Origin of the sequence: Azoarcus sp. DD4, from assembly GCF_006496635.1 — a bacterium.
In the GTDB taxonomy this organism is placed as follows: Bacteria; Pseudomonadota; Gammaproteobacteria; order Burkholderiales; family Rhodocyclaceae; genus Azoarcus.
In genome coordinates this window covers 3952834-3978892 of the sequence record NZ_CP022958.1, presented here as the reverse complement: position 1 = coordinate 3978892, position 26059 = coordinate 3952834, and the positions used below count along the sequence as shown (strand labels likewise).

Genomic DNA, 26059 nt, shown 5'->3' with positions numbered 1-26059 from the left:
TACCAGCAAGTCTCATGCCGTAAAGGAATCGCGCTCGCCGCGTGTATTTCGGGGCTGCGCCTGCAGCGTATTGGTGCGGCGCTTGGCGGGCTTGCGGTCGTCGCCAACGGCATATGCCCAATAGTGGAACAGCTGTTGTGTACTGGAGCAGCGCGACTTGTGCAGCGCACACCGCGGCACGCCGGATGGCCAGCCTTTTTTTATTCAAGTGCTTATAAACAAATAAGAAAACTCAATTCTGCCGGCTGCGCAGGCCGGGCTGGCACGCGAACTGCACTAGGGTTGGCACGCAAGTTCGCGTTACAGCAGACCGCAGACGAAGGAGACACGAATGCTATACGAGTTGCCCGGCAAGGCAGGCGCCAAGGTCCAGTTTAAGAACCGCTACGACAACTTCATCGGCGGCAAGTGGGTCGCGCCGGTACGCGGCCAGTACATGGACAACATCACCCCGATCACCGGCAAGCCCTTCTGCCAGGTGGCGCGTTCCACCGAGGAAGACATCAGCCTCGCGCTTGACGCCGCTCACGCCGCTGCCGACAAGTGGGGCCGCACCCCGCCCGCCGAGCGTGCCAACGTGCTGTGCCGCATCGCCGACCGCCTTGAACAGAATCTCGAGCTGATCGCCTACGCCGAGACCGTCGATAACGGCAAGCCGATCCGCGAGACCATGGCTGCCGACATTCCGCTGGCCATCGATCACTTCCGCTACTTCGCCGGTTGCATCCGCGCCCAGGAAGGCTCGCTCGCCGAACTCGACGAGACCACCGTCGCCTACCACTTCCACGAGCCGCTGGGTGTTGTCGGCCAGATCATCCCGTGGAACTTCCCGATCCTGATGGCGGCGTGGAAGTTGGCGCCGGCGCTGGCCGCGGGCAACGTGGTGGTGCTCAAGCCCGCCGAATCGACCCCGGTCGGCATTCTGGTGATCGCCGAGCTGATCGCCGACCTGCTGCCCGAAGGCGTGCTCAACATCGTCAATGGCCTCGGCCGCGAAGCGGGCGTGCCGCTGGCCACCAGCAGCCGCATCGCCAAGATCGCCTTCACCGGCTCCACCACCACCGGCCGCCTGATCATGCAGGCCGCGTCGCAGAACATCATCCCGGTGACGCTGGAACTCGGCGGCAAATCGCCCAACATCTTCTTCCAAGACGTCTGCGCCGCCGACGACGAGTTTTTCGACAAGGCGGTGGAAGGCTTCGTGCTGTTCGCGCTCAACCAGGGCGAAGTGTGCACCTGCCCGTCGCGCGCGCTGATCCACGAGTCCATCTACGACCGCTTCATGGACCGCGCGCTGGCCCGCGTCAAGGCGATCAAGCAGGGCAACCCGCTCGATACCGAGACCATGATCGGCGCCCAGGCCTCCACCGAGCAGATGAAGAAGATCCTGTCCTACATCGACCTCGGCAAGGAAGAAGGTGCGGAACTGCTGACCGGCGGCGGCGAGGCCCGCTTCGGTGGCGACATCGCCGAGGGCTACTACGTCCAGCCGACGGTGTTCAAAGGCCACAACAAGATGCGCATCTTCCAGGAGGAAATCTTCGGGCCGGTGCTGTCGGTGACCACATTCAAGGACGAGGCCGAGGCGCTCGCCATCGCCAACGACACGCTCTACGGCCTGGGCGCCGGCGTGTGGTCGCGCGACGGCTCCACCGCCTACCGCATGGGGCGCAACATCAAGGCCGGCCGCGTGTGGACCAACTGCTACCACCTCTACCCGGCGCACGCCGCCTTCGGTGGCTACAAGCAGTCCGGTATCGGCCGCGAAACCCACAAGATGATGCTCGACCACTACCAGCAGACCAAGAACCTGCTGGTGAGCTACAGCCCGAAGGCGCTGGGCTTCTTCTGAGCCTGCGTTTCGATGCCGCCCCACGGCGGTTCGCGTACTCCTTCGGGGCGGCCGCGTAGCGGACGGAGTACGCACAGGCGGCGGCTGGTGCCTGCATGGGGCAGCCGTCAATCGTGGTGTGTTTGATCTGCTGTTCTCCTCTCTCCCTCGCCCGCTTGCGGATGAGTTAACGGGCGGCTCCGGCCGCCCGCTTTTTTTGGCGGGAGGCGTCCGGAAAGGAGCGGATTATGGTTTCCAGGGTCATTGCGACGCCCGAGGCGCAGGCCTTCATCGAACTGTTGATCGCCAAGCACGGTCCGGTGATGTTCCACCAGTCGGGGGGGTGCTGCGACGGTAGCGCGCCGATGTGCTACCCGCGCGGCGAATTCCTGGTCGGCAGCAGCGATGTGCTGCTCGGTGAGGTCGCGGGGAGTCCGTTCTACATCGGCAAGCAGCAGTACGAGTACTGGAAGCACACCCAGTTGATCATCGACGTGGTTGAAGGCCAGGGCGGCATGTTCTCGCTCGAAGGTGGCGAGGGCCGTTGCTTTCTCACCCGCTCGCGCTTGTTCACCGACGCCGAGTGGCTGGAATTGACCTTGGCCGGCGTGGTTTGACGCGGTTCTCCAACAGTAAGGAAAGATCATGAAAAATGTACTCGCAGTTCTCGTCCTGTGCGCCGGTGCAAGCCTGGCGCAGCCCGCACTGGCCTCGCTGGATCTGGCCAAGAAGGCGCGCTGCGTGGCCTGTCACGCGGTGGACAAGAAAATGGTCGGCCCGGCCTATCGCGATGTCGCGGCCAAGTATCAGGGCCAGGCCGATGCGCCCGCCAAGCTGTTCGCGAAGGTGCGGGAAGGCGGTGCAGGGGTGTGGGGCCAGATCCCGATGATGCCGAACGACCCTGACAAGATCAGCGATGCGGACCTGAAGGCGGTAATCGCCTGGATACTCGCAGGTGCGCCTAACTGAAGTGGATGTTACCGAGATGCCCAGGTTGGTACAGGTGTTCAGAAATGGAGCATCTGTGCCAGCCTGGAGCAGTATTGATCAGCGCACCGCGCCGCGTCCCGGGAGCATGCGACCGAGTACGGCCTTCCCCTTGATGGCATGCATGAGCACCGCTGCGAGGTGGATGACGATCAGGGCGAGCAGGCTCCAGGCGAACAGCTTGTGGGCGCCGTTGAAAAAGGCGTTGATGGCTTCGTCGGGCCAGCCGGCCTTGGGGATGACCAGGCCGAAGACCTTCATCGGGTACTGCGTGAAGCTGCTCGACAGATAGCCCGCCAGCGGCGTTGCCAGCAGCAGCAGGTAGAGCAGGTGGTGACCGGCGGCGGCGAGCTTGCGCTCCACTTCGCCCAGACGGGGGTCGGGCGGAGCCGGATGGCGCATCCGCCACCACAGCCGCAGCACCACCAACAGCAGTGCGACGACACCGAAGGACTTGTGCAGGCCGATGGCGAAGCTGCGCTCCGGGCCCTTGGGCAGATCGACCATGTAAAGGCCCCAGGCGATCAGCCCCAGCACCAGCACCGCATGCAACCAGTGCAGGGCCATCGCGCCGCGGTCGTAACGAGGCGCGCTCATCGTATTGCCACTCCCCAGGGCAGTTCGCCCACGCTCACCTCGCCCATGCGCTTGAGTTGCACGGCGTCGATCACGCTGACCGTGCCGGAGCGGCCGTTGGCGACGTAGAGCTTGGCGCCGTCGGGCGTGATGGCCATGTTCCACGGCCGCTGCCCGACCGGGATGGTGGCGATCATGGTGTTGCTGGCGGTGTCGATCGCCATCACCGTGCCGTCACGGCCATTGGAAACGAATACCCGCTTGCCGTCCGGCGTGACGGTGATGCCGTTGGAGAAGTTGCCGGCGGGAATGGTGGCGATCACCTTCTGGCTGGCGACGTCGATCGCGTACACCGTATTGGCGAGTTCGCAGGCCACGTAGGCGCGCTTGCCGTCTGGCGTGAAGCCGATGCCGCGTGGCCGCTTGCCGACCGGGATCTGCGCGACCTGGCGGCGGCTGGCGACGTCGATCACGTCCACCTGCTCCGCATCCTCTGCGCTGGCGTAAAGCCAGCGGCCGTCGGGACTGAATACCGCATGCTCGGGGTTTTCGCCCTTGACGGCGATCTTGGCGAGTATCTGGCCGCTGGCAGTGTCGAGCAGCGCGACCTTGTCCTCGTCCTCGACCGCGACCGAAACCAGCTTGCCATCGTCCGACACATGGGCGCCCTCGGGCGATTCGCCCACCTTCCAGCTGGCCACCGGCTGCCCGTTGGCGGTGTCGACCACCACCAGCGCGGCGGTGGGCTCGTCGGTGAGGTAGAGGCGCTTGCCGTCGGGGGCGATGGCGATGCCACGAGGGCGCTGGCTGATGCGCAGCGTACGCACCACCTGGTCGGTGGCGGTGTCGATCACGCTGACCGTTCCGGATTTCTCGTTCGCGACGTAGGCGAGCGGCGCACAAAAGCCGACGGCGGGCACGAGCAGCCCGCCGATCAGCCACGCCAGCATGGTGTGGCGCATGAATGTCTCCTTTATGGGGTCTGGTGGGTGACGCCGTGTTCGGCGAAGATCTTCTCCAGGGTGCCGTCGCGCTGGATCTCGATCATCGCGTTCGAGAGCGCGTCGGCGAGAGCGGCATGATCGGCCTTGACCGCGAGGCCCAGCGACCAACCCTTGATGCGCAGTTCCGGCATCGACACGCCCGACAACTCGAAGCGCTTGTCCTGGCGATCGAGCGCGGCCTCGACTTCGGCGCGCGAGGCCATTACGGCGGAGATCTCGCCGCGCTGCATGGCGGCAACCGCGGCTGCGACCGTGGGGAAGTGGGTGACGTTGTTGCGCAGGCGGCCGCTCAGCACGCCGAGCAGGAAGTCGTCGGCCAGCGATGCCGTTTCCACGCCGATCTTCTCGCGGGTGAACACCTCGAGCGCCTTCGCCGCCGAGCCCGTGACCGGCGGCACCCGCTTCGGATCGCGCACCACGGCGAGCGATTCGAGATGGTAGGGCGCGAAGATGCGGACCTGCTCGTTGGCCTTGGCCAGGCGTGCGTCGACTGGTACGTGCAGCATGACGTCGGCAGGGCGGGTGCCGAGGTAATGGCCCTTCCATACCATGTTGCGCAGATCGTCGTTCATGTCTTCGTCGGCCTTGAACTCCACCACTTCGGGTTCGAGTCCGACGCGCCGGGCGAGTTCGCGCCCGAGCGCGACGTCGATGCCCTTGCCCTTGGCGGAGTACGGCGGGAAGTCGCCGTAGACGGCAATCCGCAAGCGTCCTTCCTGCTGGACTTCGAGGGCCGGCGCCGTCTGGGCGCTGGCGGCATGGGCGGCGAGGCTGCCGGCGCAGAACAGGCCGCAGGCGAGCGCAAGGATGCGCAGTCGTTCAATCTTCATGTACGGTCTCCAGCCAGGCGCGGATCGCCCACATCGCTTCCTGCGGCAGGATACCTTCGAACGGCGGCATGTAAACCCGGCCGCCACGGGTTGAACCGTTGCGGATGCGCTGCAGGAAGATCTCGTCGCCTTCGTCGCCCTTGGGCAGGAAGCGCAGGTCGGGGGCGATGCCGCCGGAGACGGCGCCGAGGCCGTGGCACCGGGCGCAGTTCTGGTTGTAGGCGGAGTCGCCTATGCGGACCGCTTCTTTTTCACCGCGATACGGGTTGGCGGTCCGCCATTCGGTGCCCAGCGCCTTCAGCGTCGATACGTCGACCGCCTGCGGCGTGACATCGCCGTGGGCGCCGGCGAGGCCGGCGGTTCCGCTCAACAGGGCCGCCAGCATGGCCTTGCGCAGCTTGAGGGTCATCGTCTCCTTGGTCTTCATGATTTCCACTTCCTTTGTGCTCGTGTCTGATATGTGAATGGCCGTTGGGGCCGTCACCGGGATTTTTGATCCGGTTGCTCCCTCCTCTGCAAAGGCTGTGCCACTGTTGCCGGAGCCGATGGCGGGGCCGGTCCCGCCTTCCTGTCCGGCGGTCCGGGCGGGTCGTCAAAATGGCGCGAATTGGCAAGGAACTTGCTGAATGGTGGTCGTGAGCCCGGTTTTGACCGGTTGCTGCGAAACGTGGCAGGTGCTAAGTTTTGTGACACTCCCGTAATAGACAATAAAAGCGATGCGGGAAGCGGAGAAGGAGGAGGAGGGATGAAAGGTCAGTTGATGGCCATGGACGCGCATGTCCAGCAGGTGCAGGCGGCGAGGCGAAGATTCTTCGATCGCGGCGAGGAGCCCGAAGGCGATGTGCCGTCGGAAGTCCTGCGGTCCTGGCTGCGCTGCCGCGATGGCGGTGTCGATGCCCTGGCCGTCGGTAACGGCGATCCGGAAGGGCGGGCGCAGCTGACCGAGGCGCGCGAGCGCAGCGAGCAACTGCTGAATCACGCGGCGGGCATCATGGAGCATGTGTTCGAGCAGATCCGTGCCTCGGGCAGCATGGTCATCCTTGCCGATCTCAATGGCGTGATCCTGCACAGCCTGGGCGATCCGGACTTCGTTGCCCGCGCCCAGCGCGTTGCCCTGCAGCCGGGGGCGTCGTGGGATGAGAGCCTGCGCGGCACCAATGCCATCGGCACGGCGCTCATCGAGCGGATGCCGGTGGAGGTGCTCGGCGCCGAGCACTTCCTCGAGCGCAACGGCGTGCTCACCTGCAGCGCCGCGCCGGTGTTCAAGCCCTGCGGTGGCCTGGCCGGGGTGCTCGACATCTCCGGCGATTACCGCAGCAACCAGCGCCATACCATGGGGCTGGTGCGCCTGTCGGCCCAGCTGCTGGAGAAGCGGCTGTTCGAGGTGGAATTCGCCCGTCAGATCCTGATCGCGGTGCATGCCCGGCCGGAATGCGTGGGCAGTCTCCAGGAGGGCCTGCTCGCGGTGTCGCTCGACGGCTGCATCGTCGGCGCCAATCCGGTGGCGCGCGAGGCGCTCGGCATTGGCGAGATGGACCCCGGTGGCCTGGCTTTCGGCAACGTGTTCCGCGTCTCGCTCGATGTCTTCTTCGATCGCTCGCGGCGCGATCCCGGTTCCTTGCAGGCGATGGAGGCGCGGCGCGGCGAACGCGTCTATGCCCGTCTCAAGAGCAACCTGCCGCCGCGCACCGAGGTGCCGGCGCCGAGCCCGGCCCGGCCGGCGGTGACGGCCCGCGCCGTAGCGGCCGAAGCGCCTTGCGACCCGAAGAGCGGCCGCGTCACCCTGGCCTGCCTCGCCACCGGCGACGCCCGCCTGCAGTTGGCGCTGGACCGTTCGTCGCGGGTGCTGGGCAAGGACATCCCGCTGCTGATCCAGGGCGAATCCGGCGTCGGCAAGGAGCTCTTCGCCCGCGCTTTCCACTACAGCGGCCCGCGCCGCGATGGCCCCTTCGTTGCGCTCAACTGCGCGGCGATCCCTGAAAACCTGATCGAATCCGAACTTTTCGGCTATGTCGGCGGCGCCTTCACCGGCGCGCGGCGCGAAGGCGCGATCGGCAAGATCCAGCAGGCTCATGGCGGAACGCTCTTCCTGGACGAGATCGGTGACATGCCGCTCGGCATGCAGGCGCGCCTGCTGCGGGTGTTGCAGGAGCGCAGTGTGACGCCGATCGGGGCGATGCGGCAGGTGCCGGTGGATATCTCGCTGGTGTGCGCCACCCACCGTCTGCTGCGCGACGCGGTGCAGAAGGGCAGCTTCCGCGAGGATCTCTACTACCGGGTGAACGGCCTCACGGTGACGCTGCCGCCGCTGCGCGAACGCAGCGACATCGGCCGCATCGTGGACAACATCCTCGCCGCCGAAGTCGGCGAGTCGCGCACGGTGCACATCGGCGCCGAGGTGATGGCCTTCTTCGAACGCTACCCGTGGCCGGGCAACGTGCGCCAGCTGCAGAACGTGATCCGCGTCGCGGTAGCCCTGCTGGACGAGGGCGAGGACGAGATCCGCCCGGTGCATCTGCCGGAGGAGCTGTTCGGCGCCGACGCCATGGACGAGGGCGAGAGCGCGCGGATCGAGGAACGCAGCCTGCCACGGCAGCCGGCAGCCGCCACGCCGGTTGCGGCGGCGCCGGCCATCGCCACCGGTGGCCGCAGCCTCGACCAGATCGAGCTGGAGGCGATCGCCGTGGTCATGCGTGAAGTCGGTGGCAACGTTTCGGCAGCGGCCCGCCGCCTGGGCATCAGTCGCAACACCCTCTACCGCAAGATCGGACGCATCGTCTGATCGTACTGGCGGAAAAACCCGAACCTCCTTCGTCTTGACTGGCATCCGCCGCGGTCTAGTGTTGAAGGTAGGTATGAACAATGCTTCATACGTTGCGCGTCAAAACCGCAACCGAACCCACCGAAGGAGACATCGATGTGGAAATCGCTGCTCATTGACCCGGCGAAGTGCACCGGCTGTCTGCAATGCGAGATGGCCTGTTCCTACGAGCACACCGGCGTCATCAATCCCAGCAACTCGCTGATCAAGGTATTCAACTTCGAGCATGAGGGGCGCAAGGTCCCTTACACCTGTACCCAGTGCACCGATGCCTGGTGCATGCACTCCTGTCCGGTCGATGCGATCCGCCTCGATCTGACGACGGGTGCCAAGATGGTGTTCGAGGACACCTGCGTCGGCTGCAAGGTGTGCACGATCGCCTGCCCCTTCGGCACGATCAACTACAACCAGGTCTCCGGCAAGGTCCAGAAGTGCGACCTGTGCGAGGGCGATCCCGCCTGTGCCAAGGCCTGTCCCACCGCGGCGATCACCTACGTGGATGCCGACTGGACCGGGCTCGACCGCATGCGCGCCTGGGCCGCCAAGGCCAACACCACTGCCACTTCTGCCGCCTGAGGAGGACGACCATGGGCTGGAATCGCAAAGTCCTGCGGGTGAACCTCACCGCCGGCACCTGTACCGAAGAGCCGCTGAACATGCAGTGGGCGCAGGAATACCTGGGCTCGCGCGGGCTGGCGACCAAATACCTCGTCAGCGAGATCGATCCCAAGGTCGATCCGCTGTCGCCCGACAACAAGATGATCATGGCGACCGGTCCGCTCACCGGCACCATGGCATCGACCGGCGGCCGCTACACCGTGGTGACCAAGGGCGCGCTCACCGGCGCGATCGCCTGTTCCAACTCCGGCGGTTTCTTCGGCGCCGAGCTGAAGTTCGCCGGCTGGGACATGATCGTCTTCGAAGGCAGATCGCCCAAGCCGGTCTATCTCTACATCGAGAACGACAAGGCCGAGTTGCGTGACGCCGGACACTTGTGGGGCAAGAGCTGCTGGGAAACCGAAGAAACCATCAAGCACGAGCTGCAGGATCCGCTGGTGCGGGTGTCGTCGATCGGCAGCGCAGGCGAGCACCAGGTGCTGTTTGCCTGCGTGGTGAACGACCTGCATCGTGCCGCCGGGCGTTCCGGCGTGGGCGCGGTGATGGGCTCGAAGAACCTCAAGGCGGTGGCGCTGCGCGGCACCAAGGGCGTATCCGGGATCAAGGATTTCGGCGCCTTCCTCAAGGCGACCACCGACGCCAAGAAGGTGCTTGCCGACAACGCCGTCACCGGCCAGGGCCTGCCCAAGTACGGCACCCAGGTGCTGATGAACGTGATCAACGAGATCGGCGCACTGCCCACCCGCAATCACCGCGACGTGCAGTTCGAGGACGCCGGCAAGATCTCCGCCGAAGCCATGCACGAGAAGCGGCCGACCGACGGCAAGGCGCATCTGGTGACCAATGCCGCCTGCTTCGGCTGCACCATCGCCTGCGGCCGCATCTCCGAGATCGACAAGGGCCACTTCACCGTCAAGAACAGTCCCAAGTACTGGGGTGCCTCCGGCGGTCTGGAGTACGAGGCGGCCTGGGCGCTGGGCGCGGCCAACGGCGTCGGCGACCTCGAGGCGCTGCAGTACGCCAACCTGATCTGCAACGAGCAAGGCATGGACCCGATCTCCTTCGGCGCCACCATAGGCGCGGTGATGGAGCTCTACGACATGGGCGTGCTGACCAAGGAGCAGATCGGCATCGACGCGCCCTTCGGTTCGGCCGAGGCGCTGGCGAAGCTGGTGGAGATGACCGCCGCCGGCGAGGGCTTCGGCAAGGACATCGGCCTCGGCTCCAAGCGCCTGTGCGAAAAGTACGGCCACCCCGAATTGTCGATGAGCGTGAAGGGGCAGGAATTCCCCGCCTACGACTCGCGCGGCATCCAGGGCATGGGTCTGGCCTATGCCACCTCCAACCGCGGCGCCTGCCACCTGCGCGGCTACACCGTCGCCTCCGAAGTGCTGGGCATCCCGGTGAAGACCGATCCGCTCGTCACCGAGGGCAAGCCGGAACTGGTGAAGGCCTTCCAGGATGCGACCGCGGTGTTCGATTCGGCTGGCATCTGCGTGTTTACCAGCTTCGCCTGGACGCTGGCCGACGTGCAGCCGCAGCTGGCCGCCGCCTGCGAAGGCGACTGGAGCATGGACAAGCTGAACGAGGTGGGCGAGCGCATCTGGAACATGGAGCGCCAGTTCAACAACGCCGCCGGCTTCACCGCCAAGGACGACAACCTGCCGCCGCGCCTGACCACCGAACCGGCCAAGACCGGTCCGGCCAAGGGGCTGGTGAACGGCCTCGCGAAGATGCTGCCGGAGTACTACCAGGTGCGCGGCTGGACGCCCGAGGGCGTGCCGACGGCGGACACGCTGGCACGTCTCGGTCTCTGACCGGCCCGTTGCGGGTCTGCATCGGGGGCGGGCTCCGGCCCGCCGCCCGGGATGATGATCGCCGCCTTCAACCGCATGGCTGAAGGCGGCCTGCCATCGAGGATTTCCCATGAAACACTTGATACTCGGCAACGGCCCCGCCGGCGTGGTGGCTGCCGAAACCTTGCGCCGCGTGGCGCCGCAGGACGAGATCGTGCTGGTCGGCAACGAGGATGCGCCGCCGTATTCGCGCATGGCGATTCCCTACCTGCTGGAAGAGAACATCGACGAGCGCGGCACCTATCTGCGCAAGGGTGAAGGCCATTTCGACAAGCTGCGCATCCGTCAGCTGCGCGGCCGCGCGGTGGCGCTCGACACCGAAAAGCGCCGGGTGCTGTTCTTCGACGGCCACTTCGAGGATTACGACCGCCTGTTGATCGCCACCGGCTCGCATCCGGTGCGTCCGCCGATTCCCGGTGTCGACCTGCCCGAGGTGCAAACCTGCTGGACGCTGGACGATGCGCGGGCGATCGCCGCTTATGCCAAACCGGGCGCGAGGGTGCTGCAGCTCGGAGCCGGCTTCATCGGCTGCATCATCATGGAGGCGCTCGCCAAGCGCGGCGTCGAACTCACCGTGGTGGAGATGGGCGACCGCATGGTGCCGCGGATGATGACGCCGCAGGCCGGCGGCATGATCAAGCGCTGGGTGGAGAACAAGGGCATCCGCGTCGTCACCAATGCCGGGGTCAGCCGCATCGATCGCGGCAGCGGCGAGGGTGCCGCCGCGCCGTTGACCGTGACGCTGACGACCGGCGACACGCTCGATTGCGACCTCGTCATCGTCGCCGCCGGGGTGGCGCCCAACGTCGCCTTTCTCGAAGGCACCGGTGTGCACGTGGCCAAGGGCGTGCTGGTCGATGCTAGGCTGGAAACCAGCGTGCCCGGCATCTTTTCCGCCGGCGACGTCGCCGAGGCGCCCGACCTCTTCACCGGCGCGCACCTGGTCGCCGCCATCCAGCCCAATGCGGCGGACCAGGCGCGCGTGGCCGCGCTCAACATGGCCGGGCATGCGACCGAGCTCAACGGCGTGCTGGCGATCAACGTGCTCGACACCCTGGGCCTGATCTCGACCTCCTTCGGCCAGTGGTGGGGCGAGGCGGCCGACAAGGGCGGCGTCGGCGTCGAGCATGTGGACGAAGCGCGCAGCCGCTACCTCAGCCTGCAGTTCAAGGACGACGTGCTGATCGGCGCCACTTCGATCGGGCTGACCGAGCATGTCGGCGCACTGCGCGGGTTGATCCACGGGCAGGTGAAACTGGGCGAATGGAAGGACAGGCTGCTTGCCGCGCCGCTTGCCTTCGTCGACGCCTACATCGCGCGCTCGCAGCCGATGGCGCTGGCGCGCTGAGGCCGTCCCGCCATGAAGATCGCCTTCAAGCTCTTCGCCTCGCTCACCGACTACCTGCCGCCGGAGCGCAAGGGCAACCGGCTCGAGCTGGACGTGGAGGAGGGCACGACCGTGTCGGACCTGGTGCACCGCTACCGGGTGCCGGAGAAGAGCGCGCACCTGGTGCTGGTGAACGGGGTCTTCGTACCGCCGGCCGAGCGGGTGCGCCGGCGCCTGGCCGACGGCGACGAACTGGCGATCTGGCCGCCGATTGCCGGCGGTTGAAGGCCCCGGCGGGATGGCTTTCCTCCATGGGCCGGTGCCGTCCCGCTTCGAACGCCTCGTGAGCGCCACGCCGGCCCAGTTCGAGCGCGACCTGCGGGCGAGCTGGCCGGCAGTGTCGGGTTCGGCCGTCGAAGGCGTGCTGCGGGTGGCCGGCGACGGCGTGGCCCTGGTCATCGGCCTGCAGGTCTTGCCGCTGCGAAGGCTGGGTTTGTTCGAGCTGCCGCAGTTGGGCGTCGATTACCGCTTCGAGGTGGGTGACGAACCCGCCCGTCGGCGGCTGCTGATGCTGCTCGACCGCGGCATGCAGAAGGGCGGCGGTTAGCGCACGGTGTAGCCGCGCCCCTCCAGGCAGGCGCTCAGCGCGCGCAGGTAGTCGCTGCGGTGCGCCGGCGAATATCCGCTGCCGCCACCGGCCAGCGTGGGGTCGTAGCCGGTCTGGCCGACGGCCCATTCATGGCATTCGAAGCGGTCGTTGCCCTGCTGCCGTTCGCCCTGGTTCCGGTTCGGATAGATGAACAGTTCGTCGCGCGGAAGGGGCGTGCTGCGCCCCTCGTCGTCCTCGTCCGGATGCTCCTGCAACGGCGGATCGACCACGATGTAGCCGTCGTTGCGCCGCATGTAATAGACGTCGTCGTGCCGGTAATAGACGCGGCCACCGATGTTCAGGGTGACGTAGCCGTTGGGCAGGATGGGCAGCACGATGCCGACGGGCGGTGCCACCACGACGAAGTTGCCGCCCCAGGGGCGGTACCAGAAACCGCCGTCGAAGTAATAGGGAATGCCGCCGTAGATGATGGTGCGATGACTGTGCGGCAGGCGCGGGACCACCGTGCCGCGGCTGTGGGGGACATCGCGAAAGCGCCGCTCGGGCCAGTGGTCGCGGCCGCGCTCGTCGCGCGGATCGGCCTGCGCGGCGAGCGGAACGAGCGCAAGCGCGCACAGGGCGGCTGCCAGCAAGCGCGCGGGCAATGCAATTCTGGATCGGATCATCACGCTTCTCCTTGTCTGGCCGTGCGGGTTCAGCGGACCGAGTATCCGCGCCCCTCGAGGCAGGCGGACAGGGCGCGGCGATAGTTTTCCGCCTGCCGCCAGTTGCCGTAGCTGGTTCGGGCCGCACGTTCGGCATAGGCGTCTTCGATGCGCTGGGCCTGGGCCTCGCGCGCCGCGTCGGAAGCGGCGCCGGCAACCGCGCCGACGGCCGCGCCGATGGCCGCGCCCTGGCCGGTGTTGTGCGGATTTGCGACCGCGGCACCGATTACCGCGCCGGTGATGGCTCCGGCCGCGGTGTCGTAACCGACGGGTGGATTGGGCAGCACGCGGGGCGTCGGCGGCGGCGCGGTGGGGCGGGTCTGTGCCGGATCGTAGCCGCTCTGACGCACCGCCCACAGGTAGCATTCGTAGCGATCCTGGCGGATCACCCGTTCGCTCTGGCGCTGCAGCGGGTAGGCCACAACTTCGGTGTCGGGCGGCGTCACTTCCGGCATGCGCTGCACCACCCGGCGTTGCGGCGGGCTGGCGCAGGCGGCCACGGTGGCGGTGAGGAAGGCGATCAGGAGCATCCGCAGCGGTCCCCCGCGCGTCGTGGCGACGGGCCGGTTCGGCAATGGCGTGGACATCTTGGCCTCCTGGCGTGGCGGGCATTCGCGCCCGATGTTCACATTCTGCGGCGACTTCGGCGAGCGTGGTGGCGACTCCTTGTAAAGCTGCGTAAAGCGCCCGCCTGCGATCGTCTCGACGGCAGCAGGAAACGCGGCACGGTGGTCGGCAGGGGACGTAGGGCAGGCGTGCAGCTTTCCGGTATTCTCCCGCCGATGTCGATCTTCGCCACCACCTTCACCGATGCCATTGCCCTGCTTGCGACGCTAGACGCGCGCGTGGCGGAGATCGTGTGGCTGTCGTTGCAGGTGAGTGGCGCGGCAGTGCTGTTCGGCACGCTCCTCGGCCTGCCGCTCGGCGCATGTCTTGCCGTCGGACGCTTTCCTGGCAAGCACGCCGCCTCGGTGCTGATGAACGGTCTGATGGGCCTGCCCTCGGTGGTGGTCGGCGTGATCGTCTACCTGTTTCTGTCGCGCTCCGGTCCTTTCGGCGCGGCCGGCCTGTTGTACACGCCGACGGCGATGGTGATCGCCCAGACCGTGCTGGTGGTGCCGTTGATGGCGGCGATCACCCGCCAGGTGGTGGAAGATGTCTGGCAACGTTATGCGGAAGAGTTGCAGGTGATGCGCTTCAGCTGGTGGCAGAGCGTCACCACGCTGCTCTACGACTGCCGCCATTCCCTGCTGGTGGCGGTGTTGGCAGGGCTCGGCCGGGCGATGAGCGAGGTTGGCGCGGTGATGATCGTCGGCGGCAACATCGACCGGGCCACCCGTGTCATGACCACCACGATCGCGCTCGAAACCAGCAAGGGCGACCTGGCGCTGGCAATCGCGCTCGGTGTCGTGCTGATCGTCCTCATCGTTGCGCTCAATGCGCTCGCCTTCGGCATGCGCCAGTGGGCGATGCGACGCTACGGCTAGCCGAAACGACCATGTTCCCCATCCGCATCCGCGATCTGCGTGTTTCGCCCAACGGCCGGACGGTGCTCGACGGCATCGATCTCGAGCTCGGCGACGAGGGCATCACCCTGGTTCTCGGCCCCAACGGCGCCGGCAAGAGCATGTTGCTGCGCACGCTGTGCGGGCTGGTGTCGCCATCCGGCGGCGAGATCGACTGGGGCGGGGGCAGCCTACCTCGCGGTGGCGTGATGATGGTCTTCCAGCAGCCGATGATGCTGCGTGCCTCGGTGCTGGAAAACGTGGCGCTCGGTCTGAAACCGATGGGGGTATCGGCTCGCGAACGGCGGCGGCGCGCCCGCGCCGTGCTGGAGCGCATCGGCCTTGCCGGACGCGCCGACGATAGTGCACGGCAACTGTCGGGCGGCGAGAAGCAGCGGTTGGCACTCGCCCGCGCCTGGCTGACGAAACCGCGCCTGTTGCTGCTCGACGAGCCCACCGCCAGCCTCGACCCCTCGGCCAGTGCCGAGGTCGAACGCATCATCCGCGAGATCCGGACCGACGGCACCCGCATCCTGATGGTCACCCACAACCTCGGTCAGGCGACCCGGCTGGGCGACGACATCGTCTTTCTGTCCGGCGGGCGGGTGCGCGAGCATGCGCAGACGCAGCGCTTCTTCGCCCGGCCGCAGTCGGCCGAGGCCAAGCTCTTCATCCAGGGCGAGCTGCCCTGGACGATGGCATTCTGAACGGCACCGGCGGCGCACCGCCGTGCCTGCGTTGCCGGCCTGTCGTGGCGGCAGGCCGGCAGGGCGCGATCAGACGCGCAGCAGCGCCTTGACCAGACGCTCGGAGAGCTGGTCTTCGGTGAATTGCGGCTCGTTGGGCGGATAGAGTTCGACTTCGTCCAGCGGGAAACCGCTTTCGCGGGCCAGCGTCAGCAGTTCCTTCAGCTTCTGACAAGCCTTCAGTTGTTCGCCGAGCGCCGCATCCTCGCGGGCCTTGTCCGAAAATGCCTTGATGTCCTTGATTGCCATATTTCCGTGCTCATCGTGCAGTTTGAGATCGAGGCAGGCTGCGAGAGCGCGCCCCACCCGTGCCAGGCACCGGCAGGTGTGGGCAATGCAAGTCCGGTGCCGATGTCGGCGTCGGCACGAAGGGCTTAATTAAATCAAGGATTTGTGAGCGAATTTCGGGGCCAGGGCGCATCGAGCATTGTCGTGTTTGCGCCGAGCGCGGAAGCTTTGGCAGTTTTCCGCCCGAAGCCACGCGCCCGTGCCAGGCCCGGCGGCGATCAGCCGCCCGCCACCCAATGGCCGGATTTTCCGCCCAGCTTCTCCATCAGCTGGATGCCGTCCATGCGCATGCCGCGGTCGACGGCCTTGCACATGTCGTAGATGGTCAGCAGGGCGACATTGACGGCCGTCAGCGCTTCCATTTCGACGCCGGTGCGGCCGACGGTTTCGGCAGTGACGGTGCAGCGGATGCTCGACTGCCCTGCATCGGCTTCGAATTCGACAGCCACGCGGGTGAGCGGAATCGGGTGGCACAGCGGAATCAGCTCGCTGGTTCGCTTCGAGGCCTGGATGGCGGCGATGCGGGCGATGCCCAGCACATCGCCCTTCTTGGCGGTACCCGCCTGAACCATGGCGAAAGTCGCCGGCAACATGTGGATGCACCCGGTGGCGCGCGCCACGCGGCGGGTTTCTGCCTTGTCGCCGACGTCGACCATGTGGGCCTGACCTTCGGCGTCGAAATGGGTCAGCGGGGAGGGGGCGGATTCGCTCATCGGGGGGCGGCGGTCTTGAGGGTGGAATCTGGGGCAGGCCGGCTGGCGTTGCGGCTACATGCCGATACACCGGGGCGGGAACGCCTGCGCGCGGGCGGGTATCATAGCACCCGATGATGCGCCGATCCCTCGCCCTGCTGCTCAGCCTTGCGCTGGCTTTCCCCGCCCGTGCCGCCGGTCTGCCCGACCTCGGCGATGTCGGCGCGGCCGATTTCTCGCCAGCGACCGAACGCCGCATCGGCGAGCAGATCATCCAGGAGATCCGTACCAAGGATGCGTCCTATCTGGACGATCCGGAGATCGAGGAATACGTCAATCGGCTTGGCCACAAGCTCGCGGCATCGAGCCAGAATCCGCAACAGGATTTCGACTTCTTCGTCGTCAAGGACTCGACGCTCAACGCTTTCGCCCTGCCGGGCGGCTACATCGGGGTGCATACCGGCCTGCTGCTGGCTGCCCAGAGCGAATCCGAACTCGCTTCGGTGCTCGGTCACGAAATCGCCCATGTCACCCAGCGCCACATCGCCCAGTTGGTCGGCAAACAGAGCCAGAGCGGCATGCTGATGCTGGCCTCGTTATTGGTGGCCGTGCTGGCGGCCAAGAGCAATTCGCAGGTCAGCGAGGCGGCTATCGCGGCGGGGCAGGCTGGCGCGCTGCAGTCGCAACTCGGCTATACCCGCGATTTCGAACGCGAGGCCGACCGTGTCGGCCTGCAGACGCTGGAGTCGGCCGGTTACGACGTGCGCGGCATGCCGAGCTTTTTCGAACGTCTGCAGCGCAACGGCCGGCTCTACGAGAACAATGCACCGGCTTATCTGCGGACCCATCCGCTGACCACCGAACGCATCGCCGACATGGAAAACCGGGCGACCTCGATGCCTTACCGCCAGGTGCCGGATTCCGCCGATTTCGGTTACGTGCGGGCCAAGCTAAGGGCGCAATCGGGTGTGCCGACGGATGCGGTGCGCGAGCTGAACAGCCTCGTTGAACAAGTGCCCAACGATGCGGCGGCGCGCTACGGCTTGGCGCGGGCCTTGATGCGTGCAGGACGCCTGGACGAGGCGGGCGCCGAGGTCGAGCGCCTGCGCAAGACTGCCGAGCCGTCGGCCTTTGTCGAGGCCCTGGCGGCAGAGATTGCGATGGCGCGCAAGGACGGTGCGCGCGCCGTCAAGGTGCTGGAGGCGGCGCGGGCGCGCTTCCCGGCCTACAGCTATCTCGATTACACGCTCGCCGACGCACGCATTCTTGCCGGCCGGCCGGCCGATGCGGCGGCCGGCGTAAAGCAGGCGCTGCAGAACCGTGGCGAGGACCAACGCCTATGGGCCTTGCTGTCGCGGGCGAATGCCGACCTCGGCAAACGCACTGCCCAGCACCGCGCGCAGGCTGAAGTGTATGCGCTGCGCGGGGCCTTGCCCGCTGCGATCGAGCAGCTCGAGATCGCCCGCAAGGCGGCCGATGGCGACTTCTACGAACTATCCGCGGTCGATGCGCGGCTGCGCGAACTCAAGGCTCGCTGGCTGGAGGAGCGGCGCGAGCGTCAGTAGCGCGGCGACTGCCTGTCTTTCGGCTGCCGGGCCTTTCCTTTACCATCCTTCCGTTTGCTGACACTGGCTGAAAGGACGATTCGATGGATTTCGACAAGGAAGTGGATGCACGCGGGCTCAACTGTCCGCTACCCATCCTGCGTACCAAGAAAGCATTGGCCGACATGCTGCCGGGGCAGGTGGTGCGCGTGCTGGCAACCGATCCCGGTGCGGTGAAGGATTTCCAGGCCTTCGCCAAGCAGACCGGCAACGAACTGGTGCAAGTGGGCGAGACGACGGACAGGGCGTTCGAGTTCTTCATGAAGCGCAAGTAACGCCGGCGGCAAGGAACGATAGACAAGGAGGGGGCTTCTGCGGGAGCCCCCTCCTGCGTTAACCGGTCGCGGTATTGCCGCTATCCAACGAGTGTTGGATAATTTGTGTGAGCTTACAGAGCGCCAATCCGTCCCCGTTGGCAATGCCGTGTTTTCTGGCATTTGTCATTTACCGGGTATGGGGCGGATCGGGCACGACCTTCCCTTTGCGCTGCTCATCCGTTGGAATGACCGATGATGAACTCGCCCGTCACCAATGCACGCACTGCAGTGCTCCGCTGCGGGATGCGCTGCGCCGGGCTGGCCTTGGGCCTGCTTGCCGCCGTCGGCGGCTGTTCCCTGGCGCCCCCGCATGCGGCTCCGGACTTGCCGGTCGCGGCGCGGTATCCAGATGACATACCTGTTTCCGCCGGCAGCGTCGCCGCTGACATCACGTGGCGCGACTACTTCGCCGATCCCGGGCTGCAGGGCTTGATCGCACGGGCGCTGGAAAACAGCCGCGATCTGCGCAGCGCCGTGCTGCGCGTCGAGGAGGCGCGCGCTGCCTACGGTATTCGCCGTGCCGACCAGTTTCCGACGATAGGGCTTGGATTCGACGGCAGCCGCAGCCGGACGCCGGCCGACCTCAGCGTTACCGGCGAGGTGCTGAACGGCGGCCAATACCAGGTCGGCGCGAGCCTTGCGAGCTGGGAGCTCGACTTCTGGGGACGGGTGCGCAACCTGAAGGAAGCCGCGCTCGAGGAGTTCCTTGCCACCGATGCCGCGCGCCGTGCGCTGACGGTGAGCCTGGTGGCGCAGGTGGCCGACGCTTACCTGGCCCTGCGCGAGCTGGACGAACGCATCGTACTGGCGCGCCGCACCATCGAATCACGGCAGGAATCCTTCCGCATCTTTACCCGGCGATTCGAGGTCGGCGCGACCTCACGGCTCGATCTCACCCAGGTCGAAACCCTGCTGACCCAGGCACAGACGCTGGGCGTGCAGCTCGAGCAGGCGCGGTCGCTCCAGGCGCATGCGCTGGCGGTGCTGGTGGGTGCGCCGCTCGATCTGCAGCCGGCCACCGCCTTCCGCGACGATCTGATCCTGTACGAGCTGGGGGCGGGGCTGCCATCGGACTTGCTGACACAGCGACCCGACATCGTCGCGGCCGAGCATCGGCTGAAGGCTGCCAATGCCAGCATCGCTGCGGCCCGCGCGGCCTTCTTCCCGCGCGTTGCGCTGACCGCCTCGGCCGGCACCGCGAGCGCCGCACTCGAGGGCTTGTTCGAGCCCGGCAGCGGCGCATGGCGTTTCGCCCCGTCGCTGTCACTGCCCATCTTCGACGGCGGTCGCAACCGGGCCGCGCTCGATCTTGCCGAAGTCCGGCGCGATCTGGCTGTTGCCGCTTACGAAAAGACGGTGCAGACCGCGTTCCGCGAGGTGGCCGATGCGCTGGCCGCCCGTCACTGGCTGACCGAGCAGCTCGGCATCCAGCGTGCCGCGCTTGCCGCGCAGAGCGAACGTGCGCGCCTGGCCAAGCTGCGCTACGACAACGGTGCGGCGCGCTACCTCGAAGTGCTCGATGCGCAGCGCGACCTGCTCGCCGCCGAGCAGCAACTGGTGCAGACGCGTCGTGCCTTGATGTCCAGCCGCATCGGCCTGTACGCCGCGCTCGGCGGCGGCAGCCGGCATCTCGCCGACCCCCCGGCTGCGTCCCGGACGACCGGCGCTTCCGTCGATTGAAGGAGCTGCAAGCATCATGACTGTTACGCTCAAGAACAGAATGCTGCCGCTGGCGGTGGCCGCCGCGGTGGTCGCGGCCGGCCTGCTGACCTGGTTGGCGACGCGGGACGACGGGCCGGGGGAAGGTTTCGTCAGCGGCAATGGCCGCATCGAGGCAACCGAGATCGACGTCGCCACCAAGTTGGGCGGGCGTGTGCTGGAGATCCACGCGGGAGAAGGCGATTTCGTGAAGGCGGGGGACGTGCTCGCGCAGATGCAGGTCGACGGACTCAACGCCCAGCGCGACGAGGCGAGCGCCCGACACCAGCAGGCGATCACTGCGGTGGCCAGTGCCGAGGCCCAGGTGGCGGTGCGCGAAAGCGATCTCGCCGCGGCGCAGGCCGTGGTGCTGCAGCGCGAGAGCGAACTCGATGCCGCCAGCCGGCGGCTGGCACGCTCGCGGACGCTGTCGGGCGAAGGCGCTGCCTCGATCCAGGAACTGGACGACGACTCTGCCCGCCTGCGCAGCGCCGAGGCCGCCGTCAGCGCGGCCAAGGCCCAGGTGACGGCGGCCCGTGCCGCGATCGCGGCCGCCCGGGCCCAGCTCGTCGGCGCGCAGGCGACGGTCGCCGCGGCAGCGGCGACGGTGGCGCGCATCGATACGGATATCGCCGACAGCCAGCTCAAGTCGCCGCGCGACGGCCGCGTGCAGTTTCGTGTCGCCCAGCCCGGCGAGGTGCTCGGCGGCGGCGGCAAGCTGCTCAACCTGGTCGATCTGGCCGACGTCTACATGACCTTCTTTCTGCCTGAAACGGCCGCCGGCAGGGTCGCGCTCGGCAGCGAGGCGCGCATCGTGCTCGACGCCGCACCGGCCTACGTGATTCCGGCACGGATTTCCTTCGTGGCCAGTACCGCGCAGTTCACGCCCAAGACGGTGGAGACCGCCAGCGAACGTCAGAAATTGATGTTCCGCGTCAAGGCGCAGATTCCGCCCGAACTGCTGCAAAAGCATCTGACCCTGGTGAAGACCGGCGTACCCGGCGTCGCCTGGCTCAAGCTCGACGACAAGGCCGAATGGCCGGCCAATCTGGCCTTGCGGGTTCCCGAATGACTGCCGTCGGTGGCAGCGCTGCGCCGGTCGCCCTGCTGGAGGGCGTCAGCCTGCGCTACGGCGGCACGCTGGCGCTGGACGCCATCGACCTGGCCATCCCGGCCGGCTGCATGGTCGGGCTGATCGGCCCGGACGGCGTCGGCAAGTCCAGCCTGATGTCCTTGCTGGCCGGTGCGCGGGCGGTGCAGCAGGGGCGCGTCCATGCGCTTGGCGGCGACATGGCCGTGGCCCGCCATCGCAATGCCGTCTGCCCGCACATCGCCTACATGCCGCAAGGCCTCGGCAGGAATCTCTATCCGACCTTGTCGGTGGAGGAGAACCTGCAGTTCTTCGGTCGTCTGTTCGGCCACGACGCGAGCGAACGGCGACGCCGCATCGACGAATTGACCTCGGCGACCGGCCTCCAGCCTTTCCTGGCGCGCCCGGCCGGCAAGCTGTCGGGCGGCATGAAGCAGAAGCTCGGGCTGTGCTGCGCGCTGATCCACGATCCGCAACTGCTGATCCTCGACGAGCCGACCACCGGGGTCGATCCGCTGGCGCGCGCCCAGTTCTGGGCGCTGATCGCCCGCATCCGCGACACCCGTCCGTCGATGAGCGTGATCGTCGCCACCGCCTACATGGATGAGGCCGAGCGCTTCGACTGGCTGGTGGCGATGGACGCCGGCAGGATCCTGGCCACCGGCACGCCGCGCGAACTGCACGCGCGCACCGGGACCGACACCCTGGAGGCGGCCTTCATCGCCCTGCTGCCCGAGGATAAGCGGCGGGGCCATCGCGCGGTGGTGGTGCCGCCGCTGGCCGATGGCAGCGAGGAAGAAGTCGCCATCGAGGCACGCGGGCTGACCATGCGCTTCGGCGATTTCACCGCTGTCGACCAGGTCAGCTTCCGTATCCGCCGCGGCGAGATCTTCGGCTTTCTCGGTTCCAACGGCTGCGGCAAGTCGACCACGATGAAGATGCTGACCGGCCTGCTCCCGGCGAGCGCGGGCGAGGCCTCGCTGTTCGGCCACAAGGTCGATGCGCAGGATATCGCCACCCGGCGCCGCGTCGGCTACATGTCGCAGGCGTTCTCGCTGTATTCGGAACTGACGGTGAGTCAGAACCTGGTGCTGCATGCACGCCTCTTCGATGTGCCCGAGGCCGAGATCGCCGGGCGGGTGGCGGAGATGGTCGAACGCTTCGACCTCGGCACGGTGCTCGACATGCTGCCGGACAAGTTGCCGCTGGGCATCCGCCAGCGCCTGTCGCTGGCGGTGGCGATGGTGCACCGGCCGGAGCTGCTGATCCTCGACGAGCCGACCTCGGGCGTCGATCCGGTCGCGCGCGACAGCTTCTGGCGCCTGATGGTCGATCTCGCCCGCAAGGACAAGGTCACCATCTTCATCTCCACCCATTTCATGAACGAAGCCGAGCGCTGCGATCGCATCTCGCTGATGCACGCCGGCCGCGTGCTGGTGAGCGACGCACCGGCCGAACTGGTGAGGAAGCGCGCAGCGGCGACGCTGGAGGCAGCCTTCATCGACTACCTGGAAGAGGCGGGCGCGCAGGGCGAGGCGGCGCGGGCCGATGCCGGCTCCGCCGCGATCACCGTGCCGCGAGCGGCCGGCGCAGCGCCGGCGGGCGGGCCACGGCGCGGTTTCAGTCTTGAACGGGCGTTCAGCTATACCCTGCGCGAATCGCTGGAACTGCGGCGCGATCCGGTGCGCGGCACGCTGGCGCTGCTCGGCAGCCTGATCCTGATGCTGATCATGGGCTACGGCATCAGCATGGACGTCGAAGACCTCAGCTTCGCCGTGCTCGACCGCGACCAGACCACCCTGAGCCAGAACTATGCGCTCAACCTCGCCGGCTCGCGCTACTTCGTCGAGCGTCCGCCGATTGCCGATTACGCCGAGCTCGACCGCCGCATGCGTAGTGGTGAATTGTCGCTGGCCATCGAGATTCCGCCAGGTTTCGCACGCGATCTGCTGCGTGGTGAGCAGGTCCAGATTGCGGCGTGGATAGACGGTGCGATGCCGCAACGCGCCGAGACGGTCAAGGGCTATGTCGGCGGCATGCACCAGGGCTGGCTGGTCGACATGGCTAGGCATCGTCTCGGCCAGAACGTGGCGGTCGGTGCCGCTACGGTGGAGACGCGCTTCCGCTACAACCCGGACGTGCGCAGCCTGCCGGCAATGGTGCCGGCGGTGATCCCCATCCTGCTGTTGATGATCCCCGCGATGCTGACGGCGCTGTCGGTGGTCCGCGAGAAGGAGCTGGGCTCCATCATCAATCTCTATGTCACGCCGGTCACCCGCGCCGAATTCCTGCTCGGCAAGCAGCTGCCCTACGTCGGCCTCGCGATGGTCAATTTCGCCTTGATGAGCGTGCTTGCGGTGACCCTGTTCGAGGTGCCGCTGAAGGGCGATGTGCTGACGTTGACGCTGGCGGCGCTGATCTACGTGCTCTTCTCCACCGGTTTCGGCCTCTTCGCCTCGACCTTCACGCGCAGCCAGATCGCCGCGATGTTCGTCGCCATGATCGGCACCATCCTGCCTGCGATCCAGTTTGCCGGCCTGCTCCACCCGGTGTCCTCGCTCGAAGGTGGCGCCCGCATGATCGGCGAGTTCTATCCGGCGAGCCACATGCTCGTCATCAGTCGCGGCGTGTTCAGCAAGGCACTCGGTTTCGCCGACCTGCATGCGTCGTTCACGCCGATGCTGGTGGCCGCGCCGGCGATCATCGGGCTGGCGATCGTGCTGCTGAAGAAGCAGGAGCGCTGACCGTGCGCCGCCTGGCCAATATCTACCGTCTCGGCGTCAAGGAGTTGTGGAGCCTGTGGCGCGATCCGACGATGCTGGTGCTGATCGTCTACACCTTCACGGTGGCGATCTACATGGCGGCCACCGCCATGCCCGAGACGCTGCACAAGGCCTCGATCGCCATCGTCGATGAAGACCGCTCGCCGTTGTCGGCGCGGATCGCGTCGGCTTTCTATGCGCCCAACTTCGTGCCGCCGGACATCCTTGCGCTGGACGAGGTCGATCCGGCGATGGACGCCGGCCGCTATACCTTCGTGCTCGACATTCCGCCCGGCTTCCAGCGCGACGTGCTGGCCGGGCGCTCGCCGGCGCTGCAGCTGAACGTGGACGCCACGCGCATGAGTCAGGCCTTTTCCGGCAGCGGCTACATCCAGCAGATCGTGCTCGGCGAGGTCGGCGAATTCGTCCAGCGCTATCGCGGCGGCGCGGCGGCGCCGGTCGATCTGGTGCTGCGGGCGCGCTTCAATCCGGGGCTGACGCAGACCTGGTTCGGCGCGCTGATGGAGATCATCAACCAGGTGACGATGCTTTCCATCATCCTCACCGGCGCCGCGCTGATCCGCGAGCGCGAGCATGGCACCATCGAACACCTGCTGGTGATGCCGGTGACGCCGGGTGAGATCATGCTGGCCAAGGTGTGGGCCATGGGGCTGGTGGTGCTGCTGGCGACGGCATTTTCCATCGTCACCGTGGTGCAGGGCGCGCTGCAAGTACCGATCGAAGGTTCGGTGGCCCTGTTCCTGGTCTGCGTCACGCTGCACCTGTTCGCCACGACCTCGATGGGCATCTTCATGGCGACGGTCGCACGTTCGATGCCGCAGTTCGGCCTGCTGATGCTGCTGACCCTGCTGCCGCTGCAGATGCTGTCCGGCGGCACTACGCCGCGCGAGAGCATGCCGGAGTTCGTGCAGACCGTGATGCTGGCGGCACCGACGACCCACTTCGTCGCCTCCGCGCAGGCCATCCTCTACCGCGGCGCGGGCGTCGATGTGGTGTGGCCGCAGTTCCTGGCCATCTTCGCGATCGGCGTGGTGTTCTTCGGCATCGCGCTGACGCGTTTTCGCAAAACCATCAGCCAGATGGCCTGACGACAATGCCTGCTCCCGATGCGCCGCGCCGCCGCGGTCGTCCCCGTGGTGGCGATTCCGATTGCCGCGACCGCCTGCTCGAAGCCGCACTGTCAGCCTTCACCCGGCTGGGCTTCGACGGGGCCAGCCTGCGCACGATAGCGGGCGAGGCAACGTGCGATGTGTCGATGATCGCCCATCATTTCGGCTCCAAGGCGGGCTTATGGCGCGCCGTGGCCGATCTCGTGGTGCTGCGCCACGAAGCCTGGCTGCGGACGGCGGAGGCGCTCGTTTCTGCCCCCTTGCCGGTCGAGCAGCGGGTATTTCGCCTGATCGAGACGATGATAGACAGCCTCGCCGAGGTGCCGGCCTACGTGATGTTCGTGACGCGGGAGATTGCCGAGCCGGGTGAGCGCCGCGACCATCTGGTCGAGCGGCTGATCCGGCGCGGGGTGGAAACGTGTGTGCCGCTCTGGCGCGAGGCGATGGCAGCCGGTTTGTTTCGCCCGGTGGAGCCGGTGGTGCTGCAGATCGGTTTGTTCGGGGCTTTCGCGATGGTGCTGTCGGCGCGTGACGTGATTGCCGAACTGAGCGGGCGTGCGCTTGGGGTGGAGGAACTCAGACGGGAACTATGCTGCGCTTTGCTTGGCGAGATCGTCGTGCAGCGGGGAAGAAACTGATGTCATTCGCCGCGCTGCCTACCAGCACACCGCCACGCCGCCCGCACCGCTGGCCGAGCGGGCGCCAGTGTGACTGATCCGCAAGCTGGCGCACACGGTATCGGCCGTCTGGGCACCCTGCGGGACGGCTTGGAGCAGGTAGGTGGAGGCGGTGAGCGCTTCCGCGTAGCCGAAACTGTAGAAGCCGGCGAGCTCGGTTCGGCAGGCCGTGTCGGGCAGCACGGCGTCGGTGTAGCTCATGTGCGTCGTATAGTGGCGCTCCATGAATTGCGCCAGTTCCAGCAGGCAGCCGGTCGCCACCGCGCGCCGGCTCTTGAGCAGGTATTCCTGGTAATTCGGGTAGGCGATGGCGGCAAGGATGCCGATCACCGCCACCACGATCATCAGCTCGATCAGACTGAAAGCGCGCTGCGTGTTCTTCATGC

27 protein-coding genes are annotated in these 26059 nt (G+C 66.9%); 18 read left to right on the top strand and 9 right to left on the bottom strand.

Annotation, left to right across the window (positions count from 1 at the left end; all coding sequences use genetic code 11):
• Positions 1-331 precede the first annotated feature (331 nt).
• From adh to CJ010_RS18410, 3 genes are all read left to right on the top strand, one after another.
• Positions 332-1852 carry an aldehyde dehydrogenase gene (gene adh / locus CJ010_RS18420; protein ID WP_141019402.1) on the top strand — a complete coding sequence of 507 codons (1521 nt, stop codon included), beginning with the start codon at positions 332-334 and terminating at the stop codon, positions 1850-1852.
• Positions 1853-2079: 227 nt separating this feature from the next.
• Positions 2080-2448 carry a DUF779 domain-containing protein gene (locus tag CJ010_RS18415; RefSeq protein WP_141019401.1) on the top strand — a complete coding sequence of 123 codons (369 nt, stop codon included), beginning with the start codon at positions 2080-2082 and terminating at the stop codon, positions 2446-2448.
• Between the two features lie 28 nt (positions 2449-2476).
• Entirely contained in the window at positions 2477-2800 is a 324-nt protein-coding gene (locus CJ010_RS18410; RefSeq protein ID WP_141019400.1) for a c-type cytochrome, read from the top strand.
• Positions 2801-2878: 78 nt separating this feature from the next.
• Here CJ010_RS18410 and CJ010_RS18405 read toward each other — a convergent pair whose 3' ends face one another.
• From CJ010_RS18405 to pedF, 4 genes are read right to left on the bottom strand one after another with little or no spacing between them, the layout of a single operon-like run.
• Positions 2879-3415: a cytochrome b gene (locus tag CJ010_RS18405; protein WP_141019399.1), complete on the bottom strand. Its 537-nt coding sequence runs from the start codon at positions 3413-3415 to the stop codon at positions 2879-2881.
• Complete coding sequence (locus tag CJ010_RS18400) at positions 3412-4356, bottom strand: beta-propeller fold lactonase family protein (protein WP_141019398.1); 945 nt, start codon at positions 4354-4356, stop codon at positions 3412-3414. Before CJ010_RS18400 ends, CJ010_RS18405 begins: the two co-directional genes overlap by 4 nt.
• Positions 4357-4367: 11 nt before the next feature.
• Positions 4368-5228 (bottom strand): ABC transporter substrate-binding protein, encoded by an 861-nt coding sequence (locus CJ010_RS18395; RefSeq protein WP_141019397.1) that lies wholly within the window; start codon positions 5226-5228, stop codon positions 4368-4370.
• Positions 5218-5655, bottom strand: a complete 438-nt coding sequence (pedF, locus tag CJ010_RS18390) for a cytochrome c-550 PedF (protein ID WP_141019396.1) — start codon at positions 5653-5655, stop codon at positions 5218-5220. The genes CJ010_RS18395 and pedF overlap by 11 nt, the downstream gene beginning before the upstream one ends.
• Positions 5656-5973: 318 nt before the next feature.
• On the opposite strand from pedF, the gene CJ010_RS18385 reads away from it, so the two are divergent.
• The 6 genes from CJ010_RS18385 (at position 5974) to CJ010_RS18360 (ending at position 12457) form a co-directional block, all read left to right on the top strand.
• On the top strand, positions 5974-8010 hold the full coding sequence (locus tag CJ010_RS18385) for a sigma-54-dependent Fis family transcriptional regulator (protein WP_141019395.1): 2037 nt from the start codon (positions 5974-5976) through the stop codon (positions 8008-8010).
• A 135-nt stretch (positions 8011-8145) separates the two neighbouring features.
• Entirely contained in the window at positions 8146-8625 is a 480-nt protein-coding gene (locus tag CJ010_RS18380) for a 4Fe-4S dicluster domain-containing protein (RefSeq protein ID WP_141019394.1), read from the top strand.
• Between the two features lie 11 nt (positions 8626-8636).
• Positions 8637-10484, top strand: coding sequence for an aldehyde ferredoxin oxidoreductase family protein (locus CJ010_RS18375; protein ID WP_141019393.1), 1848 nt, complete (start codon positions 8637-8639; stop codon positions 10482-10484).
• Positions 10485-10593: 109 nt separating this feature from the next.
• Complete coding sequence (locus CJ010_RS18370; RefSeq protein ID WP_141019392.1) at positions 10594-11871, top strand: NAD(P)/FAD-dependent oxidoreductase; 1278 nt, start codon at positions 10594-10596, stop codon at positions 11869-11871.
• Positions 11872-11883: 12 nt separating this feature from the next.
• Entirely contained in the window at positions 11884-12135 is a 252-nt protein-coding gene (locus tag CJ010_RS18365) for a MoaD/ThiS family protein (RefSeq protein ID WP_141019391.1), read from the top strand.
• Positions 12136-12148: 13 nt separating this feature from the next.
• Positions 12149-12457, top strand: a complete 309-nt coding sequence (locus CJ010_RS18360) for a hypothetical protein (RefSeq protein WP_141019390.1) — start codon at positions 12149-12151, stop codon at positions 12455-12457.
• Here CJ010_RS18360 and CJ010_RS18355 read toward each other — a convergent pair.
• The gene (locus CJ010_RS18355; RefSeq protein ID WP_141019389.1) at positions 12454-13125 is read right to left on the bottom strand and encodes a DUF6515 family protein; all 672 of its coding nucleotides are present in this window, start codon (positions 13123-13125) and stop codon (positions 12454-12456) included. The genes CJ010_RS18360 and CJ010_RS18355 overlap by 4 nt on opposite strands.
• Positions 13126-13154: 29 nt before the next feature.
• Complete coding sequence (locus CJ010_RS18350; RefSeq protein ID WP_141019388.1) at positions 13155-13751, bottom strand: YMGG-like glycine zipper-containing protein; 597 nt, start codon at positions 13749-13751, stop codon at positions 13155-13157.
• 195 nt (positions 13752-13946) lie between these two features.
• Between CJ010_RS18350 and CJ010_RS18345 the strand changes: the two genes are divergently transcribed.
• Entirely contained in the window at positions 13947-14651 is a 705-nt protein-coding gene (locus tag CJ010_RS18345) for an ABC transporter permease (protein WP_141019387.1), read from the top strand.
• 11 nt (positions 14652-14662) lie between these two features.
• Positions 14663-15376: a phosphate ABC transporter ATP-binding protein gene (locus CJ010_RS18340; protein WP_141019386.1), complete on the top strand. Its 714-nt coding sequence runs from the start codon at positions 14663-14665 to the stop codon at positions 15374-15376.
• A gap of 69 nt (positions 15377-15445) precedes the next feature.
• Here CJ010_RS18340 and CJ010_RS18335 read toward each other — a convergent pair whose 3' ends face one another.
• On the bottom strand, positions 15446-15664 hold the full coding sequence (locus CJ010_RS18335; protein ID WP_141019385.1) for a Nif11-like leader peptide family natural product precursor: 219 nt from the start codon (positions 15662-15664) through the stop codon (positions 15446-15448).
• A gap of 257 nt (positions 15665-15921) precedes the next feature.
• Positions 15922-16416: a cyclic pyranopterin monophosphate synthase MoaC gene (gene moaC / locus CJ010_RS18330; protein WP_141019384.1), complete on the bottom strand. Its 495-nt coding sequence runs from the start codon at positions 16414-16416 to the stop codon at positions 15922-15924.
• 113 nt (positions 16417-16529) lie between these two features.
• Between moaC and CJ010_RS18325 the strand changes: the two genes are divergently transcribed.
• The 7 genes from CJ010_RS18325 (at position 16530) to CJ010_RS18295 (ending at position 25634) form a co-directional block, all read left to right on the top strand.
• Positions 16530-17960 (top strand): M48 family metalloprotease, encoded by a 1431-nt coding sequence (locus tag CJ010_RS18325; RefSeq protein ID WP_141019383.1) that lies wholly within the window; start codon positions 16530-16532, stop codon positions 17958-17960.
• An 83-nt stretch (positions 17961-18043) separates the two neighbouring features.
• Positions 18044-18274 (top strand): sulfurtransferase TusA family protein, encoded by a 231-nt coding sequence (locus CJ010_RS18320; RefSeq protein ID WP_141019382.1) that lies wholly within the window; start codon positions 18044-18046, stop codon positions 18272-18274.
• A 234-nt stretch (positions 18275-18508) separates the two neighbouring features.
• Positions 18509-19996, top strand: a complete 1488-nt coding sequence (gene adeC, locus CJ010_RS18315) for an AdeC/AdeK/OprM family multidrug efflux complex outer membrane factor (protein WP_240794404.1) — start codon at positions 18509-18511, stop codon at positions 19994-19996.
• A 16-nt stretch (positions 19997-20012) separates the two neighbouring features.
• Positions 20013-21086 carry an HlyD family secretion protein gene (locus tag CJ010_RS18310; protein ID WP_141019381.1) on the top strand — a complete coding sequence of 358 codons (1074 nt, stop codon included), beginning with the start codon at positions 20013-20015 and terminating at the stop codon, positions 21084-21086.
• Positions 21083-23848, top strand: coding sequence for a ribosome-associated ATPase/putative transporter RbbA (rbbA, locus tag CJ010_RS18305; RefSeq protein WP_141019380.1), 2766 nt, complete (start codon positions 21083-21085; stop codon positions 23846-23848). Before CJ010_RS18310 ends, rbbA begins: the two co-directional genes overlap by 4 nt.
• Positions 23845-24975 (top strand): ABC transporter permease, encoded by a 1131-nt coding sequence (locus CJ010_RS18300; RefSeq protein ID WP_205754999.1) that lies wholly within the window; start codon positions 23845-23847, stop codon positions 24973-24975. Before rbbA ends, CJ010_RS18300 begins: the two co-directional genes overlap by 4 nt.
• A 5-nt stretch (positions 24976-24980) precedes the next feature.
• Positions 24981-25634, top strand: a complete 654-nt coding sequence (locus CJ010_RS18295; protein ID WP_141019378.1) for a TetR/AcrR family transcriptional regulator — start codon at positions 24981-24983, stop codon at positions 25632-25634.
• Between the two features lie 18 nt (positions 25635-25652).
• Here the strand turns inward: CJ010_RS18295 and CJ010_RS18290 are convergent, their stop codons facing one another.
• Complete coding sequence (locus tag CJ010_RS18290) at positions 25653-26057, bottom strand: type IV pilin protein (RefSeq protein WP_141019377.1); 405 nt, start codon at positions 26055-26057, stop codon at positions 25653-25655.
• Positions 26058-26059: the final 2 nt, after the last annotated feature.

What these genes read in the sequence shown, in the direction of transcription:
- adh (WP_141019402.1), top strand. Translation starts at nt 332, where the DNA reads ATGCTATACGAGTTGCCCGGCAAGGCAGGCGCCAAGGTCCAGTTTAAG.
- CJ010_RS18415 (WP_141019401.1), top strand. Translation starts at nt 2,080, where the DNA reads ATGGTTTCCAGGGTCATTGCGACGCCCGAGGCGCAGGCCTTCATCGAA.
- CJ010_RS18410 (WP_141019400.1), top strand. Translation starts at nt 2,477, where the DNA reads ATGAAAAATGTACTCGCAGTTCTCGTCCTGTGCGCCGGTGCAAGCCTG.
- CJ010_RS18405 (WP_141019399.1), bottom strand. Translation starts at nt 3,415, where the DNA reads ATGAGCGCGCCTCGTTACGACCGCGGCGCGATGGCCCTGCACTGGTTG.
- CJ010_RS18400 (WP_141019398.1), bottom strand. Translation starts at nt 4,356, where the DNA reads ATGCGCCACACCATGCTGGCGTGGCTGATCGGCGGGCTGCTCGTGCCC.
- CJ010_RS18395 (WP_141019397.1), bottom strand. Translation starts at nt 5,228, where the DNA reads ATGAAGATTGAACGACTGCGCATCCTTGCGCTCGCCTGCGGCCTGTTC.
- pedF (WP_141019396.1), bottom strand. Translation starts at nt 5,655, where the DNA reads ATGAAGACCAAGGAGACGATGACCCTCAAGCTGCGCAAGGCCATGCTG.
- CJ010_RS18385 (WP_141019395.1), top strand. Translation starts at nt 5,974, where the DNA reads ATGAAAGGTCAGTTGATGGCCATGGACGCGCATGTCCAGCAGGTGCAG.
- CJ010_RS18380 (WP_141019394.1), top strand. Translation starts at nt 8,146, where the DNA reads ATGTGGAAATCGCTGCTCATTGACCCGGCGAAGTGCACCGGCTGTCTG.
- CJ010_RS18375 (WP_141019393.1), top strand. Translation starts at nt 8,637, where the DNA reads ATGGGCTGGAATCGCAAAGTCCTGCGGGTGAACCTCACCGCCGGCACC.
- CJ010_RS18370 (WP_141019392.1), top strand. Translation starts at nt 10,594, where the DNA reads ATGAAACACTTGATACTCGGCAACGGCCCCGCCGGCGTGGTGGCTGCC.
- CJ010_RS18365 (WP_141019391.1), top strand. Translation starts at nt 11,884, where the DNA reads ATGAAGATCGCCTTCAAGCTCTTCGCCTCGCTCACCGACTACCTGCCG.
- CJ010_RS18360 (WP_141019390.1), top strand. Translation starts at nt 12,149, where the DNA reads ATGGCTTTCCTCCATGGGCCGGTGCCGTCCCGCTTCGAACGCCTCGTG.
- CJ010_RS18355 (WP_141019389.1), bottom strand. Translation starts at nt 13,125, where the DNA reads ATGATCCGATCCAGAATTGCATTGCCCGCGCGCTTGCTGGCAGCCGCC.
- CJ010_RS18350 (WP_141019388.1), bottom strand. Translation starts at nt 13,751, where the DNA reads ATGTCCACGCCATTGCCGAACCGGCCCGTCGCCACGACGCGCGGGGGA.
- CJ010_RS18345 (WP_141019387.1), top strand. Translation starts at nt 13,947, where the DNA reads ATGTCGATCTTCGCCACCACCTTCACCGATGCCATTGCCCTGCTTGCG.
- CJ010_RS18340 (WP_141019386.1), top strand. Translation starts at nt 14,663, where the DNA reads ATGTTCCCCATCCGCATCCGCGATCTGCGTGTTTCGCCCAACGGCCGG.
- CJ010_RS18335 (WP_141019385.1), bottom strand. Translation starts at nt 15,664, where the DNA reads ATGGCAATCAAGGACATCAAGGCATTTTCGGACAAGGCCCGCGAGGAT.
- moaC (WP_141019384.1), bottom strand. Translation starts at nt 16,416, where the DNA reads ATGAGCGAATCCGCCCCCTCCCCGCTGACCCATTTCGACGCCGAAGGT.
- CJ010_RS18325 (WP_141019383.1), top strand. Translation starts at nt 16,530, where the DNA reads ATGATGCGCCGATCCCTCGCCCTGCTGCTCAGCCTTGCGCTGGCTTTC.
- CJ010_RS18320 (WP_141019382.1), top strand. Translation starts at nt 18,044, where the DNA reads ATGGATTTCGACAAGGAAGTGGATGCACGCGGGCTCAACTGTCCGCTA.
- adeC (WP_240794404.1), top strand. Translation starts at nt 18,509, where the DNA reads ATGATGAACTCGCCCGTCACCAATGCACGCACTGCAGTGCTCCGCTGC.
- CJ010_RS18310 (WP_141019381.1), top strand. Translation starts at nt 20,013, where the DNA reads ATGACTGTTACGCTCAAGAACAGAATGCTGCCGCTGGCGGTGGCCGCC.
- rbbA (WP_141019380.1), top strand. Translation starts at nt 21,083, where the DNA reads ATGACTGCCGTCGGTGGCAGCGCTGCGCCGGTCGCCCTGCTGGAGGGC.
- CJ010_RS18295 (WP_141019378.1), top strand. Translation starts at nt 24,981, where the DNA reads ATGCCTGCTCCCGATGCGCCGCGCCGCCGCGGTCGTCCCCGTGGTGGC.
- CJ010_RS18290 (WP_141019377.1), bottom strand. Translation starts at nt 26,057, where the DNA reads ATGAAGAACACGCAGCGCGCTTTCAGTCTGATCGAGCTGATGATCGTG.